This window comes from uncultured Methanobrevibacter sp. (assembly GCF_902764455.1).
Taxonomy (GTDB): Archaea; Methanobacteriota; Methanobacteria; order Methanobacteriales; family Methanobacteriaceae; genus Methanocatella.
Map to the genome: position 1 here is coordinate 1 of NZ_CACWVY010000001.1, position 14,750 is coordinate 14,750.

Consider the following 14,750-nt stretch of genomic DNA (forward strand, 5'->3'; position numbering starts at 1 on the left):
AAACTAAAGAAGGAATTCTGACATTTTTAGACTTCCAAATGCAAAATTGGACTCAAAATCACATAAAAATTAAATAAGCCTATAAAATTTTACAGACTCGAATAAAATAATAATATTTAAATAATAATAAAACAAAATTAATAAACGATATGAATTAAATTACATATCTAAATCGGAAATCAATCACCCTTTTTATAATCTTAAAAAAAGTTATAAAAAAGTTCTAAATTCGGGAAGTGGAAAAACACTACTTCCCCACTCTCCCTTTCAAATTAAACATCATCAAGAATACTTGAGTCTGCTCCAGCAATTTCTACCAGATATTCAGCTTCTACAATGTGAAGTTTTGAAGGAATTATAATACAGTGTAAAGGACCTCCAAAATCAAAATCAATCAATTTGCTAATTTTTCCGGCTCTGACACAAACATTTTTTGAACCAACACGGGCAATACCCATAGCCAAAGTGTCCTCATCTATCAATCCCTCACGGTCAAGGTCATTTTTAATGTTTAAAAGATATTCCAAACCCTGATTGACAGTCATGTAACGGTCTTTGTGGGCCTGGATGTCTAGTAAAACCAGAGTATGCAAATCCATTTTAAGATTTTCTTCAATGGCTTCATATGGTGATTTCGGATAAAAGTTATAATCCGGAAACGGAATGGTTGTAACTTTACCGAACTTGTATCCCTGAAGACCTGAAATGGCTGGTGCTGAGGATAAAATTGAAGAACCGTGAATAACTTCAAATTCTATGCCTTTTTTGGAACACTGAACTAAAAAATCACTGTGAGTTGTTGCAATCAGAGGATCTCCTCCAGTAACTAAAGCTACATTCTGGGTTTTTGCCTCTTCAATAAATTTATGTTCCTCTTCAACCTCGTTTCTAACCAAAACTTCAATTTCCTTACCTATCAGTTCCTCGATTGTATCGAAACTGGAACCGAATAATCTTGAAGTGAAAAATTCGGCATATATCTTATCTACATTTTTTAAACATTCCAATCCTTTAAGGGATATGTCTTTCTCATCAAATAATCCTAAACCCACTAAATAAAACATATACATTATATAATAATTTAAACATAATAAATGTTATGAAATGCGTAAAAGTTCCATTAAAACAAATTAATGATACCCGTTTAAAATTAATGGCCGACGGTCAGATGAATATGGATTACAGGATAAAAACATCCGACGGATTTGGATACATTCCTGTAAACAGCGAAATCGAAGGCCATGAAATTGTAGACATTGAACTGGAACCAATGAAAAAAGTCGCCCACAATTTTTCAGAGCTGCTTGAAGGCGAATTAAGCCACGAAGAAATTGAGAATCTGAAAACCTCCTTTGATACAATTGGAAATATCGTGATTTTGGAAATTCCTGACAATTTATATGATAAAAGGCAGATGATTGGTGAAGCAGCACTCAAATTTACAGGTAAACAGGCCATCTACATGAAAAAAAGTGCAATTAAAGGAACAATACGCATTAGAGATCTGGAATTTTTAGCAGGAACAGACGATTCAGTTACAATTCACAAGGAACATGGAGTTCGCCTAAAGCTTGATGTCCGTGAAGTTTATTTTTCACCTAGGCTTGCAACCGAAAGAATACGCATAAGCAACAGTGTATCTGACGGCGAAAGGATTTTAGATATGTTCTGTGGAATCGGACCGTTTCCAATTTTAATAGCTAAAAACCATAATGTCGACATTGCTGCAGTTGACATTAATGAAGCTGCAATAAAATATCTGAATGAAAATATTGAACTTAACAAACTAAAAGGAAACGTTAAATCATATTGCGGAGACATAAGAGATGTTAGCGAGTCATTTAACTGCAAGTTTGACAGAATACTTATGAACCTTCCGGGCCTTGCATATACTTTCCTTGACGTTGCCGTGAATCTGATTGAAGAAGGAGGAATAATCAACTATTATGAGTTTTCAGATTCATACGAACAGGGAATAAACAGGTTAAGGCATGCTGCAGCCCAAATCGGAAAGGATGTTGAAATCATAAACACCCGCAAAGTGAAGTCAACAGCACCGGGAGAATGGCATGTAGCTATTGATGGAAAGGTCATATCAAAATGATTTTAAAATTGAAACTATCAAAATTATAAAAGCAACTTTACATTAACAGTGAGCAATTGCAGTTAACAGTTAAACGAAAAACAAGGATATATATCAAGCACTAAAAAACAGAAGTTCAAATAAAAAAAAGTTAAATTAATGTAAAAAAAAATAAAAAAAAGAGAAAGGCATTCAAAATTTAGAACTGGATTCTATTACCTGTCCATAAATCATCATCATTGAATGCATCAGCTTTCTTCTGGTCTTCCATGTATTTATTTATATCTCTGTATACTTTTACTCTAAAGATATCAGGATAAGCTATGTATAACATATCCCCATTAGCGCTTGTTTCTTTAACGTAGGTTTCTTCAAATTCAATAATGCAGTCAGTTTCCTTATTAAAATGATGAACCTCATTGGCACATAATATTTTGAAATGTACAAAATCGCCTTTCAATAATTCCTTTACTAAATCCTTAATCAAAGGGGGATAATCTGTTGATTTATTACTTTTAACTTCCATATTTTCTCCTCACCATTATCAACAAGTTTCAAATCTCTAAGTATTACAATATTTTTGTAAATTTCATCAAAAATAAACTCAATACTTTAATTTATTTTGATGGGTATTAGTAGAAATTATCTCAAATGTTATTTAATAATTTTAATTTTTATTGTTTAAATACTTAACATATAATCAAATTTCAATTAATAAAAAAAATTAAAGGTAAAGAATTATCATCTAAATCGGGTCAATAATTCCTTTTTCTGTTATGATACCTGTAATCAGTTCCTTTGGAGTTATATCAAATGCAGGATTAATGACTTCAGTGCCTTCAGGACAGATTCTTGCACCTCCATAATACCTTACTTCATCACCGTCACGCTCTTCAATAACTGTATCATAGATATTGATTTCATTGTCAAATGTTGAATAAGGTGCAGCTACATAAAATGGAATATCATGGTGTTTTGCAGCAAGAGCTACCATAAATGATCCTACCTTGTTTACAACACCGCCTTTTGCTATTCTGTCAGCACCGATTACAACCTTATCAATCTTTCCTTGAGACATTAAAAATCCTGATGCAACATCAGGAATCAATTTAACTGGAATGTTTTCCTGCTGCATTTCCCAAACACTCAGGCTTGCACCCTGCCCGCGCGGACGGGTCTCGTCACAGATTACATTGATGTTTTTGCCAGCATCCCTTGCAGCCCTAAATACTCCAAGTGCAGTTCCATAATCAACACAGGCTAATGCTCCTGCATTACAATGAGTCAAAACAGTATCCCCATCATCAATTATCTCAGAACCATATTTTCCTATAGCTCTATTTGTAGCCATGTCTTCCCCATACATTTTTAGTGCTTCTGCAAGTGCATCATCACTGCCCAATACCCTGTCAACTGCCCAAAACAGATTAACCGCTGTCGGTCTTGCCGCTTTAATTTCTACAGCTGCTTTATCCAAGTCAACACCGTTAATGTCAGCCAGTGCCATTCCAAAAGCAGCTGCCACTCCAATAGCAGGAGCTCCTCGAACAGTCATATTTTTAATTGCAACAATAACATCCTGATAGTTATCACAATAAACATAAGTCAACTCATCAGGAAGTTTTCTTTGATCAATAAGTTTTAATTTGTTATCTTCCCATTCAAGTGTTTTCATTTTAACACCTTAAAAAAAATAAAATAAGAAAAAAAGCATAATTAAGTGTTAGTTTCTAATTTTGTTTAATGCTTGAGCATCGTTTATAACTATGCTTTTTTATAAAATATCCTAAAAAGGATTTGATTAGAGACGTATTAAAAATACATCTTATATATTATTTATCAAGTTATCATTTATAAGTTTTTATATGAAATTGAAAAAAGCAATGCAAAATGTAATACTTTAAGCATTTTCAGTCATAATAGGCACTACTTGTTTTTTACGTGAAACAACACCTTCAAGCAATGCAGTATTATCTTCCAATTTCACACCGTATGCTTTTTCAACAAGTCCTGCATCTTTTCCAAGGACAATTACCTGAGAGTTGCTGTTAACAATATCAGTTATTAAAAGCATGAACAAGTCCAAATCTTCATCTTCAATGATTTTATTAATTCCAGCTTCCAAATCCTCTTTCATTGCCATTACATCAGAAATATCTGCAGTATTAACCTGATTTACAATGGATTTAACATCTTTAAAGTCGATCTGTTTTGCATCCAATGCCAATATTTCATCAATGGTGAAACTGCTTAAATCAGTTCCAGCCTTAAGCATATCCAAACCGTATTCCTCATAGTTAATTTCAGCGATTTTTGCAAGTTCCTCAACAGCTTTCTTATCATCATCAGTTGTTGTAGGAGATTTTAAAAGTAAAGTGTCTGAAATAATAGCAGACAACATTAATGTTGCTATTTCTTTAGTAATTTCAACACCGTTTTCTTTATATAATTTGCATAAGATAGTTTCAGTACATCCAACAGGTTCAAACCTTAAAAATAAAGGATATGAAGTTTCCAGAGCCAATTTATGATGGTCAACGACTTTTAAAATATTTGCATTTTCCAAATTGTCAACAGATTCTGCCGGAGAGTTGTGATCGACTAAAATAACATCGGCACCATCTTCAACATCCTCCAAAAGTTCAGGTGCATCAATGTCTAAATAATTTAAAATAAATTCTGTTTCTTTATTAATGTTACCTAATCTGTAAGCCTGAGCTTCAGAGTTTCCTAATTCTTTTTCCAAGTTAGTCATTACCAAACTTGAAGTAATACTATCACTATCCGGACTTTTATGTCCAAAAACATAAGTTTTAACCATATTATCGATTCCTTAAAAAAATTAATATTAATAACACTTAATAATATCTTTTTCATCTTATTTAATATTGCCATTGCAAAAAAAATCAGTAAACTCTCAAAAGAAACATATTTTGAAAAATTTAATAGTAAAAATAAAAAAAAGTATTTAGTAATGACTTTGTGGAGTCATTCCCAAATGATGATCTTCGCTTTTCTTACCAGGTATTCCATAAGCATCTGCTCTGCATTGAGTACATGCTCTAAATACAGGTATAATCTCTTCAACTTGTTCTCTGACACTTTCCATCATGGAACAGTCAGGACGTGAATAATGTTTCATCTTAGCTAAAGGAATTAACGGCAAGATATTCATTAAAGAAGCACCGCGTTTTTTAACTTCCTTTGCAATCTCAACGATATGTTCATCATTCAATCCCGGAATTAAAACGGAATTAACTTTTACAACCATGCCATTGGCTGCTGCTTTTTCAACACCATCCAATTGATTTTTGATTAGAATATTGACTGCATCATAGCCTTTATAGATTTTTCCCTCGTATTTAATGAAAGAATAAATATCAACAGCAATGTCCGGATCGATTGCATTTATTGTTACAGTAACAGAATTTACTCCAAGTTCTGCAAGTTTATCTGCATATTTTGGAAGTAAAAGCCCATTAGTACTCATACATTTAATTAAATCAGGCTGCTCTTTTGCTAATTTTTCAAAAAATTCAAAAGTTTCTTCGTTAGCAAGAGAATCACCAGGACCTGCAACACCTACAACTGAAATAGGACCTTCTGCAGTTACATCATTAACATGTTTTATTGCGGCATCAGCATCCATAACACAGCTTGCAACACCCGGCCTGTCTTCTTCATTGTTAATATCTCTTGTACAGAAGTTACAAAAGATATTACATTTTGGTGCAACAGGCACATGTGCTCTTCCTACTTTATCATGCATTTTTTCATTAAAACATGGATGTGCTTTTGTTATGTGTGCGAATCTTGAACCTTTATGCTCAGCCATACTATCACTTCCCTTCATATAACATCTGTTAATTTGTATTGATACGAACAATTATATAAACTTTTCTATATTTATCCGTTTAATTCAGATATATATTCATTAGCTTTTTCTATCCATGCATCCTTGATTAACTCATCAGTAGCCACTACAGTTACAATATCTTCAGTGGACATGTCTTTAATGATTTTAAAACCTTCAGGCAATATTCTAAATATTGCATCGTAAATTCTCCTTTGTAAATTGGAATGAGGATCATCAATAACAATGGTTTTCAAATCTACATGGTCGCCTGCAATTTCGAGCTGATACCTGTTCGGCTGATAAATTTCATCTCTTGAAAATCTTCTCCACAACTGTTTTAAAATGTTCGGGAGATAATTTTCGTTATCAACAATAATACGAGTAATATCATCTTCTTTAACATAGCTAAGATTAGCAACATCTTCAAATGTAACCACACTTGAAGTTTTCTTCATTTTAATAGCTAAGACAAATACAGGATCATCAGGATTTACATAAGCTCTCAAATCATCAACGGCAGCTCCCAAAACCAAATCCTGAAATATCTGCTTGATGATGATTTCATAAACTTCTGCACCTCTTTCATCATAGCATTCAACTAACATTTTATCAACCCTTAATAATTATTTGTCATCTTGTCTGTGTCCCATTCCTGATACTAAAAGAGCTGCTCCTACAGCACCGATATGTTGAGAATATTCAGGAACAATAACTTCAATTCCACCTAAAGTTTCACTTACCGCTTCAACAAGACCTGAAATTAAACTTGTTCCTCCAACTTGGATTAAAGGTTCACGAATATCAATTTCCTGAAGTTGCTGTTCATAAACCTGTTCAGATACTGAATGACATGCTGCAGCTGCTACATCAGCTTTGGAACCTCCTGCCGCAAGGGTGGTAACAAGATCCTGAATACCAAATACGATACAATATGAATTCAACATTGCTTTTCTCCAGTCACCCTGAACTGCCAAAGGACCCAATTCAGTAATGTCAACATCCAGCCTACGGGAAGTCATGTCCAAAAATCTTCCAGATGCTCCTGCACAGATACCACCCATGGTAAAGTTATCCGGAATACCGTTATTTACAGTAATTACCTTGTTATCCATACCTCCGATATCCAATACAGTAGCTTCACCTTTCTGACAGTCTGCAAGATATACTGCACCTTTTGCATTAACTGACAATTCTTCTTGAATAAGTTCAGCCTTGAATTCCTGACCCATGGTAAATCTACCGTAACCTGTGGTTCCAATACCATCAAGGTCATCCCAGTCATAATCTGTTTGTCCGAATGCTTCTGCAGCGGCTGTTTTTGCAGATTCAATGATGTCTTTGGTGGATGTCCAACCGGTACCGATAACCTCATTGTTTTCCATGAGCACTGCTTTTGTAGTTGTTGAACCTGAGTCAAGACCAAGAGTAAGACCTTCTTGTTTTTCACGAGCAAGAATGCTTCTACGAGTTACAGTAGTAGCCAATGCTTCCATACGGATGAATAGTTCATCAGCTTTTGTTCTTTCAGTGAATGAGTAAGTAACTACTGGAATACGAGTATTATTCTGGATAAAACGTCTGACTTCATTTCTGACCAATGCTGCTTCTGCACATCTAAAACAGGTTGCAATAAATACTGCATCAGGTTTGGACCTGCCTTCAACAATAGCCATAGCTCTTGCAATCATTAATTTTAAGCTTGAACTTTGAGCTGAAAATCCGAATTTTTCATATGATTCATCAATATAATCCAAATCGATTTCAGGAAGAACAATTTCTGCACCAAACTTATTTGCTGCCTTTTCAATTTCCTTTTGAATTCCACTATATTCAGTTCCACATGAAACTAAAGCAATTTTAACCATTCTTATTCCTCCTCAGTAGTTTCTTCAAGGGAATCTACAAATTCGTTAATTTCATTTACCATAACATATGTTTCATCTTGATTAGTAGGATAATTAAGTTCCAATACAGGAATACCTTTATTTCTAAGTAAAAATATAGATAATTCGTTAGTCCTGGCACAACCGATACATCCAAATCCGTAAGGAGCACCATCAACAACAATTGCTGCTTCAGCTTCATCTATAATCGGTCCGATAATAGCCATTCTTCCACGAACCCCTGACGGAACCTCAATAGCTGCATATTTAAGTCCTTTAATCGGATCTTCTTCAGTAATGTTCATTGGAGGAGAATCAATCTCCGGATCTTTAATCTTCTGCCTAATTTGTTTTTGTAAAACTAAAGGAGTGTGACCTTTCCTTTCAAGTAAATCTGCCAAAATTAATGAATTTGGAGGATAAACTGCAATTTTAACCATATTTTCACCCATATTATTTATTTTCTAAACATTCATCCATAATTTTTTTAAATTCGTCAACATCAACCGGTTTTTTCTCTTCAAGCTCAACCTCTTTAGGATTTTCCAAAGCTTCAGAAACAAAACCGAGTATACGGTATTCCTTTTCCATTTGGTGGAATCCTTCCCTAGGACCAAATCTATGACCTCTGCATCTTCTAGGATCACCAGGAGCAAAACCTCTTTCCTTTGTGAAAATGTGGTTTGGATCGAGTTTTCTTATCTCTTCAATAGCTTTATAGACATCTTCACTTTTTCCACTTATCATAGACCCATAACAAGTGTTCTTTATTGTAAGAGGCAAACCAAGCATATGAAATTCACTTACAATCTCCTGTTCACTTACATGAGCTCCAGGCCCAATAAATATCATACGAGTAATTACATCCGGGTCCCAATCTTCCTTACCCAAATCAGGACTCATTGTTAGATTCTGTGACATATACTACAACTCCTTCTTTTAATTCTTCAAGAGCATCATAATCTGAAACAATATCACCAATAATATTAGTCGCTTCAAAATTTTCTGCAGTAGGACCAAATTCAAAATTGTCTTCGAATCTGATACCTATTAAACCTGCACTTTTTGAAGCCATGTTTGTAATACCGATTTGACCTCTTATAACCTTATCGACAGGATTATTTTCAGGGATTAAACCTTTAGCTGATTTCTTATCCCCTTCAAACATAACAATATGCATTCCAGGTACTGCAAAATGGACTTTTATTTTTCCTACAGGATTTTCTAAAAGACCAGATAAGCGTTTGAAATATTTAACAGACCTTGGTGCATCATCTGAAAACTTAATTTTACATAAATCATCTTCACTGATAGCTTTAGTGATTACACTGCCCTCTTTTAGGATATCTATTGTATGTTTCGGATTTTGTTCGACGATTATTGCATCATCATCAATGATTCCATCAATCAAATGCTCAATACCTGCAGCAGACAATAATTCTGTAGCTTCTTTTTGAGTTTTGTTCAATAACATCAGCCTTTGTCTTTCGGATTTGACAGTTATGAAATCGTTTTCCTTTGCAATATCGATGATTTCCATACCGTTTATAATTTTTCCAACAGTAGTATGGTTCGGAGTTAAAACCCTATTTTCACGATATACGAAGAGTTTTCCGACACCAACACCATTATTTCTGACAGTGATTGTTCCCCTGAGTCTTTGGGTAGTATCCTCTTTAGGTTTTTCAATACCTTCCAAGTCATAAAAACCTATGAAAGATTCACTATCATAAGAAACTTTGATTCTGCCGTCTTTAATCAGTGAAAATAAATGTTCCACACAGACAGGAGATTCCTCATCAATATCAAAAGATATGTAGGTATACAACTCATTTCCTTCTTCCAATATTGTATTTAAATCAGATACTGAAGCGCTATCGGTAGTTGTACTTCTTTCTATAATCGGCTCAACACCTGTTACACTGTCATCATCTGTGAGGTTTTCCAATGTTTTTTTACCTCCAATGACACGAGCAAAAATACCCTTGTTATATGGCGGCACACTGTAAACATTAGTGGTATTTTCCTTAAGCATTATTAAATGAGTAGACTCATTACTAAAACTGGATAAACTTAAAACAACATCTCCTTCATAATATTTGTATTCTTCAGAAGTCGGTTCCAAATCAGTTACAACAGGACCAACAGCCACTTCAGTTGGAGTGGACCATCTGATATTCAAGTCAACAAAATCTTCATATTGACTTTTCCATACGTCAACCAAAGGTTTTGCTTCATCAGATTCATCCAATTGAATGATTATAGAACCCTTATTTGTTTTAATTTTATACTTGCTTATATTTTTCTCAAGTTCCTTTTTTCCCTTAATCAAACAAACAATACTACCAGGAGTATATGGCGCATTAGTTTCATCAATCACATCCTGAATTGAGGAACCTTCTGCCACATTCATTTCTTCTCCATTAATTTTAATTAACATACAATCTCCTAATAAGAATTTTTAATATTATATATTTATTATCTTTTTATATATTAAAATTATTTATTTGATTTCAAAAAGTTTATTTACACACAGTGCTAACAATATTACAAGGAGGAAAAATAAATGACCATTACAAAAAAACATGTTTTTTCTTTAGTGATAATATTCGTTTTGGCCCTTGGAGCTATTTCAATAGCCAGTGCTTATACAGGAACCGGTTTTTCACACAGCATTCCAAGTTCCAAATACTATGACATGTCTGCATCAGACATTCTAAGTCAATATTCCGACAGCGAGTGTCACGTTGAAGAAAGTGCGGTTTGTACTAATGTGGTTGATGGAGACACAATTTATTTAGATAATGGTAAGAAGGTTCGTTTTGTCGGTGTAAACACTCCCGAAAGAGGTGTTGAGGGCTACATTACCTCCAAGAATTTCGTTCAGAAACTATGTCTGAACAAGGAAGTCGGACTGGACATCGACGATAGAAAACACAATGACAAATACGGACGTACATTGGCTGTCGTTATTGTTGATGGAAAAAACGTTAATGAAATGCTTTTAAAAGAAGGGCTTGCAGAAATTATGTACATGCCTCCAAGTGAATTTTACCCTTATGACTGGGCTGGAAGCAATACCCATGTAGCCGACACACACAGTTCATCATCTTCATCAAGCAATTCTTCAAGCGATACGTCATCAGCTTCCGGAAATTATGTTGGAAATTCAAACAGCGGAAAATTCCACATTTCAAGCTGCGGAAGTGTGAGCAAAATGTCTGAAGGCAACAAAGTATTTTTCTCAAGCAGGGATGAAGCGATAAATCAGGGATACGTACCCTGCAAAATATGCAATCCCTAATCTTTTCTTTTTTTTAATTTAAATATTTTAACTGCTGGACTTCCCTATTTAATTTGTCCAAATTGCCTTCTCTTACAGCAATATTTGAATATAACAATCCTAATGAGTAGTTAGCTATACTTTCCAGTGTTGGAATGATAACACAGAAGTAAATTAAAAATCCAACATATGGAATTGACATTACCAATGATGAAATAGCTGAAACGACAACCATACATATCACCATAAGAATTAGCCATTTAATAATGTTTTTTAAACCAATATTTTTAATATCCAAAACAACTTTATGCATCTTTAATGCTTCAGACAGACTGTTCAAATAAGCAAGTCTAGCCTTTGCGAAGAATAATAAGAACTCAAATAAGAGATATATGACTAAAATTATAATAAAAGTTAAACCCAGAGTCAGCAGAAATTCTATAACCTTTAAGTTTTTAAGAAGATCAATGCTTGAAACTCCCAATGTAGAAAGAGCAATAAAAAAAACCAAAGCAGGAACAATCATATATACAATTCTCAATACCCATAAACGAAGACTGTTATAGACATTCCTTGTAAAACTTATGGACGGGAACATGGAGGATTCATTCAACCCGAAATCAATCATTGAAAACATATATCCAGGTGCAATCAGAATGAATAAAAAGAATGCAAATACTCCAATAATAGTAACATATCTGTTGTCAAATATTATTCCAATTGGTATAATAGCCGATAAAATAAATATAATAAATAGAATAGGCAGTTTTTTAATATTTCTAAAAGGATATCTGAATGAATTTGATATTATTTTGCCTACGTCCATAAAATCACATCATTATTTAAATATGAATACAGGATTAATATTCTGGTTAAATACTTCTGCCTGCTGGTCTTTGTAATTTAATATCATATTGTCGGAGTCAGTTACCTCACCAACCACTTCTGCTTCAATAGAATATTTCGCCAAATATTGTTTAATGAAATCACATTTATCCTCTTCAGCAGTGAATACAAATCCTGAACCAGGATAAGAGCGAAGCCAATCCACCCATTCAACACTTTCATTTCTTGGAATGTCTTCAAGATTAACGACTGCACCCTTGTGTGATGTTTCAAGAAGCATTTCAAGAGTTCCAAGAATTCCAGGATTTGAAATGTCCTTTCCGGATTTAATATAATCATTTTCAGCAAGGTATTGGACTGCAGTAATCTGGTCTCGAACCAGCTGTGCATCCTTATCGTAAGTGGTATCCCAGTTCAGAGCGAACATTTCATGAGGCTTGCCGTCAAGATCTATTGCCACTATTACTTTATCGCCAACTTCAGCTCCAAAACTTGTTATGATTTTGTCTTTTTGCGCAATACCTGCAATAGCTACACCCAACGAGTCGACTTCACCATCAGGATGCAGGTGGCCTCCCACCATAGGAACACCGAACTTAAGACATCCGTCTTTAATTCCATTCAATAAATCTTCATAAATCTCATCATTGCTTATTGACATTATGTTTACCATTGCAAGAGGTTTTCCGCCCATTGCAGCTATATCATTAACATTTACAAGTACAGAACAGTATCCTGCCCAATACGGATTTACATTCATGATATCGCCCCAAATTCCATCTGCGGCAATTAACAATACCTGATTGTTTCCTATGTCAATAGCTGAAGCATCATCTCCTATATCAATGACAACATCTCCTGAAACATTATAAGATTCCTTTAAAAGAGATATTACATTATCAATGGAGCTTTTACGTGACACTCCTTTAAATTCTTGAATTTCCTTAACGAGATTTTTAAAATTCAAAGATTACACTCCCTATCTTAATTAATATAATTAACTTTGTATTTGCAATTAATATTATTTATTATTTCTATGATTTTATCCTTAACTTCTTCAGTATCTGAGAAGCTGCATGAAACCTGTTTGTCGCCAAACATTATCCTTTTAATATCTTGACCGCAGATGTCATCAAAACCACTTTCAACTTCAAAGATGATAGAATTTTTAACCTTGAATCCGTCTTCCACAACCTTGTCCAAATCCCCATCAGTTATTCCAATTATAGGTATATCAAATCTATACAGAATGTCAGAAGATATCAAAGTTGTATCATCACCTACAGTAATAACCAAACTGGAATCCCGGAATCGATAAACATCTTCACCAGCATGGTCCAGAAATGTCACTTTAAAATTATCTGGTTTATCTTTTGAAATAACACGTGGAGTTACCTTTGCATGCCTTAAAAGTCCTGTTTTAATAATTGCACTATCAAGATCCACCTCACCCAGTTTTTCAAGACCGTGCTGCTTGAGCTCACCCCCCATTATATCGACAATGTGATTGTCCTTTGAAATCAGCGTGAGTCTATCTGAATTTGTCTTTCCTATAACAACACTGTTGACCATTATATTTTCACCAGGACTTACCCCATGAACCACTCTCTGATTAACACCTGCATTATCCTGTCTGATGTGGGCATCATAAACTTCTTCAGGTTTTACAACAGTCAAATTCAGCCTTCGAGACAGTTCTTTAACTAGGTCACAATCATTATTCCACGGGATAATGCTTCCGTCGTCTTCACCCGGCCGTTCTATTTGAATTATTGGAGCATCATTATCATCAATCTTTTCAACATAATGATTATAAACCTTATAACCAAAAACCTGGCCAGTAACATCTGATTTTCCATAGTTAAGCAAAAAGATTACATCAACATTATCATCATGAAATATTTTCAAAGAATCGCTTGGAACCAATTTGCGGGAAATGTCAATAATATCCTCCAAACTGGCATCAATAACAGCAGTTCGACCCATTGTTCCACCAAGCCTTACTGAAATTTCACCATATTCCCCAAGGAGATTAATTAACTTTAATGCATAGCCTGAATCGATAATATTCGGACCGTGAACTACAATACCTATTCTCATTTATTCACCTTGATTCTTTTTTTGAATATTTTTGATCCACAAATCTCACAATCATCAAAAGGATAATCCTCATCAAATTCCTTTTTACAACCTTCACATACCTTTTTCCAATTATAAATTCCTTTAATTCCTTCAGTTATAACACCTGAAAAAGGAATGCCCATTATTTTTAAGGTATTCTGAATAGTATAATCATCAGTAATGACTTTGACATTCTTGCCTTCATGGGACAATTTATATGCAAGTGCAATTAATTTCTTATCAGGTAAGGATAACCTTAAAATATCACCACTTTCATATATAATATCATTCACACACCTAATATACTTTTTATTCACATCAGATATAACCAGTAATCCTTCGGCTATAGCCGAATCCAATTTTAAACGTGACTCGAAATCCTTGATTTCGGCTGTAATTTCAGAAACCGTGTAATTTTCATTAGAAGTTAATTGAAAACCATTAATGAATGCAGATGCATCTAATACGTAACATGTTTTCATGCTTGATATTATAATTTTATAAATTAATAAATCTTAGCCATGAAAAAAATATTGAGTGCAACCTGATATGGACATGATTGGGACAAGATAGGTAAAAGTTTGGGACAAGTCTGGGAGAAGATTGGAATAACCTTGGAAAAGCTTTGGAATAAGTTATGGAGAAGTTTGGAACAATCTATTTAACTTTAAATAGCAA

General features: G+C 34.1%; 16 protein-coding genes. 2 read left to right on the forward strand and 14 right to left on the reverse strand.

What is annotated here, in order from left to right; translation table 11 throughout:
* Nucleotides 1–272: 272 nt before the first annotated feature.
* Nucleotides 273–1,064: a diphthine synthase gene (dph5, locus tag QZU75_RS00005; RefSeq protein ID WP_296880896.1), complete on the reverse strand. Its 792-nt coding sequence runs from the start codon at nucleotides 1,062–1,064 to the stop codon at nucleotides 273–275.
* 35 nt (nucleotides 1,065–1,099) lie between these two features.
* On the opposite strand from dph5, the gene QZU75_RS00010 reads away from it, so the two are divergent.
* On the forward strand, nucleotides 1,100–2,104 hold the full coding sequence (locus tag QZU75_RS00010) for a class I SAM-dependent methyltransferase family protein (protein ID WP_296880897.1): 1,005 nt from the start codon (nucleotides 1,100–1,102) through the stop codon (nucleotides 2,102–2,104).
* Nucleotides 2,105–2,282: 178 nt separating this feature from the next.
* Here QZU75_RS00010 and QZU75_RS00015 read toward each other — a convergent pair whose 3' ends face one another.
* The 9 genes from QZU75_RS00015 to QZU75_RS00055 all read right to left on the reverse strand — a co-directional run bounded on the left by QZU75_RS00015 (nucleotide 2,283) and on the right by QZU75_RS00055 (nucleotide 10,262).
* The gene (locus QZU75_RS00015) at nucleotides 2,283–2,609 is read right to left on the reverse strand and encodes a hypothetical protein (protein ID WP_296880898.1); all 327 of its coding nucleotides are present in this window, start codon (nucleotides 2,607–2,609) and stop codon (nucleotides 2,283–2,285) included.
* A gap of 219 nt (nucleotides 2,610–2,828) precedes the next feature.
* Entirely contained in the window at nucleotides 2,829–3,758 is a 930-nt protein-coding gene (gene mtnA / locus QZU75_RS00020) for an S-methyl-5-thioribose-1-phosphate isomerase (RefSeq protein WP_296880899.1), read from the reverse strand.
* A 225-nt stretch (nucleotides 3,759–3,983) separates the two neighbouring features.
* Nucleotides 3,984–4,904 carry a manganese-dependent inorganic pyrophosphatase gene (locus tag QZU75_RS00025; RefSeq protein ID WP_296880900.1) on the reverse strand — a complete coding sequence of 307 codons (921 nt, stop codon included), beginning with the start codon at nucleotides 4,902–4,904 and terminating at the stop codon, nucleotides 3,984–3,986.
* Between the two features lie 147 nt (nucleotides 4,905–5,051).
* Complete coding sequence (locus QZU75_RS00030) at nucleotides 5,052–5,918, reverse strand: radical SAM protein (RefSeq protein WP_296880901.1); 867 nt, start codon at nucleotides 5,916–5,918, stop codon at nucleotides 5,052–5,054.
* A gap of 71 nt (nucleotides 5,919–5,989) precedes the next feature.
* Nucleotides 5,990–6,544, reverse strand: coding sequence for a methanogenesis marker 17 protein (locus tag QZU75_RS00035; RefSeq protein WP_296880902.1), 555 nt, complete (start codon nucleotides 6,542–6,544; stop codon nucleotides 5,990–5,992).
* 18 nt (nucleotides 6,545–6,562) lie between these two features.
* A complete protein-coding gene (locus QZU75_RS00040; RefSeq protein ID WP_296880903.1) occupies nucleotides 6,563–7,804 on the reverse strand; it encodes a methanogenesis marker 15 protein in 1,242 nt (413 codons plus the stop codon).
* Between the two features lie 2 nt (nucleotides 7,805–7,806).
* Complete coding sequence (locus tag QZU75_RS00045) at nucleotides 7,807–8,262, reverse strand: methanogenesis marker 5 protein (protein WP_296880904.1); 456 nt, start codon at nucleotides 8,260–8,262, stop codon at nucleotides 7,807–7,809.
* Nucleotides 8,263–8,275: 13 nt separating this feature from the next.
* The gene (locus QZU75_RS00050) at nucleotides 8,276–8,743 is read right to left on the reverse strand and encodes a methanogenesis marker 6 protein (RefSeq protein WP_296880905.1); all 468 of its coding nucleotides are present in this window, start codon (nucleotides 8,741–8,743) and stop codon (nucleotides 8,276–8,278) included.
* Entirely contained in the window at nucleotides 8,715–10,262 is a 1,548-nt protein-coding gene (locus tag QZU75_RS00055) for a methanogenesis marker 3 protein (RefSeq protein WP_296880906.1), read from the reverse strand. The genes QZU75_RS00050 and QZU75_RS00055 overlap by 29 nt, the downstream gene beginning before the upstream one ends.
* A gap of 126 nt (nucleotides 10,263–10,388) precedes the next feature.
* Here QZU75_RS00055 and QZU75_RS00060 point away from each other — a divergent pair, with 126 nt between their 5' ends.
* The gene (locus tag QZU75_RS00060) at nucleotides 10,389–11,126 is read left to right on the forward strand and encodes a thermonuclease family protein (protein ID WP_296880907.1); all 738 of its coding nucleotides are present in this window, start codon (nucleotides 10,389–10,391) and stop codon (nucleotides 11,124–11,126) included.
* 13 nt (nucleotides 11,127–11,139) lie between these two features.
* Here the strand turns inward: QZU75_RS00060 and QZU75_RS00065 are convergent, their stop codons facing one another.
* Genes QZU75_RS00065 through QZU75_RS00080 form a run of 4 tightly spaced genes read right to left on the reverse strand, consistent with a single transcriptional unit; the run spans nucleotide 11,140 to nucleotide 14,554 of the window.
* Nucleotides 11,140–11,931, reverse strand: coding sequence for a DUF4013 domain-containing protein (locus QZU75_RS00065; RefSeq protein ID WP_296880908.1), 792 nt, complete (start codon nucleotides 11,929–11,931; stop codon nucleotides 11,140–11,142).
* A gap of 12 nt (nucleotides 11,932–11,943) precedes the next feature.
* Complete coding sequence (locus tag QZU75_RS00070; RefSeq protein WP_296880909.1) at nucleotides 11,944–12,918, reverse strand: methanogenesis marker 2 protein; 975 nt, start codon at nucleotides 12,916–12,918, stop codon at nucleotides 11,944–11,946.
* A gap of 17 nt (nucleotides 12,919–12,935) precedes the next feature.
* Complete coding sequence (locus QZU75_RS00075; RefSeq protein WP_296880910.1) at nucleotides 12,936–14,051, reverse strand: DUF2117 domain-containing protein; 1,116 nt, start codon at nucleotides 14,049–14,051, stop codon at nucleotides 12,936–12,938.
* Complete coding sequence (locus QZU75_RS00080; RefSeq protein ID WP_296880911.1) at nucleotides 14,048–14,554, reverse strand: type II toxin-antitoxin system VapC family toxin; 507 nt, start codon at nucleotides 14,552–14,554, stop codon at nucleotides 14,048–14,050. Before QZU75_RS00080 ends, QZU75_RS00075 begins: the two co-directional genes overlap by 4 nt.
* Nucleotides 14,555–14,750: the final 196 nt, after the last annotated feature.

Coding starts and splice junctions, on each gene's coding strand:
- dph5 (WP_296880896.1), bottom strand. CDS start 1,064: ATGTTTTATTTAGTGGGTTTAGGATTATTTGATGAGAAAGACATATCC.
- QZU75_RS00010 (WP_296880897.1), top strand. CDS start 1,100: ATGAAATGCGTAAAAGTTCCATTAAAACAAATTAATGATACCCGTTTA.
- QZU75_RS00015 (WP_296880898.1), bottom strand. CDS start 2,609: ATGGAAGTTAAAAGTAATAAATCAACAGATTATCCCCCTTTGATTAAG.
- mtnA (WP_296880899.1), bottom strand. CDS start 3,758: ATGAAAACACTTGAATGGGAAGATAACAAATTAAAACTTATTGATCAA.
- QZU75_RS00025 (WP_296880900.1), bottom strand. CDS start 4,904: ATGGTTAAAACTTATGTTTTTGGACATAAAAGTCCGGATAGTGATAGT.
- QZU75_RS00030 (WP_296880901.1), bottom strand. CDS start 5,918: ATGGCTGAGCATAAAGGTTCAAGATTCGCACACATAACAAAAGCACAT.
- QZU75_RS00035 (WP_296880902.1), bottom strand. CDS start 6,544: ATGTTAGTTGAATGCTATGATGAAAGAGGTGCAGAAGTTTATGAAATC.
- QZU75_RS00040 (WP_296880903.1), bottom strand. CDS start 7,804: ATGGTTAAAATTGCTTTAGTTTCATGTGGAACTGAATATAGTGGAATT.
- QZU75_RS00045 (WP_296880904.1), bottom strand. CDS start 8,262: ATGGTTAAAATTGCAGTTTATCCTCCAAATTCATTAATTTTGGCAGAT.
- QZU75_RS00050 (WP_296880905.1), bottom strand. CDS start 8,743: ATGTCACAGAATCTAACAATGAGTCCTGATTTGGGTAAGGAAGATTGG.
- QZU75_RS00055 (WP_296880906.1), bottom strand. CDS start 10,262: ATGTTAATTAAAATTAATGGAGAAGAAATGAATGTGGCAGAAGGTTCC.
- QZU75_RS00060 (WP_296880907.1), top strand. CDS start 10,389: ATGACCATTACAAAAAAACATGTTTTTTCTTTAGTGATAATATTCGTT.
- QZU75_RS00065 (WP_296880908.1), bottom strand. CDS start 11,931: ATGGACGTAGGCAAAATAATATCAAATTCATTCAGATATCCTTTTAGA.
- QZU75_RS00075 (WP_296880910.1), bottom strand. CDS start 14,051: ATGAGAATAGGTATTGTAGTTCACGGTCCGAATATTATCGATTCAGGC.
- QZU75_RS00080 (WP_296880911.1), bottom strand. CDS start 14,554: ATGAAAACATGTTACGTATTAGATGCATCTGCATTCATTAATGGTTTT.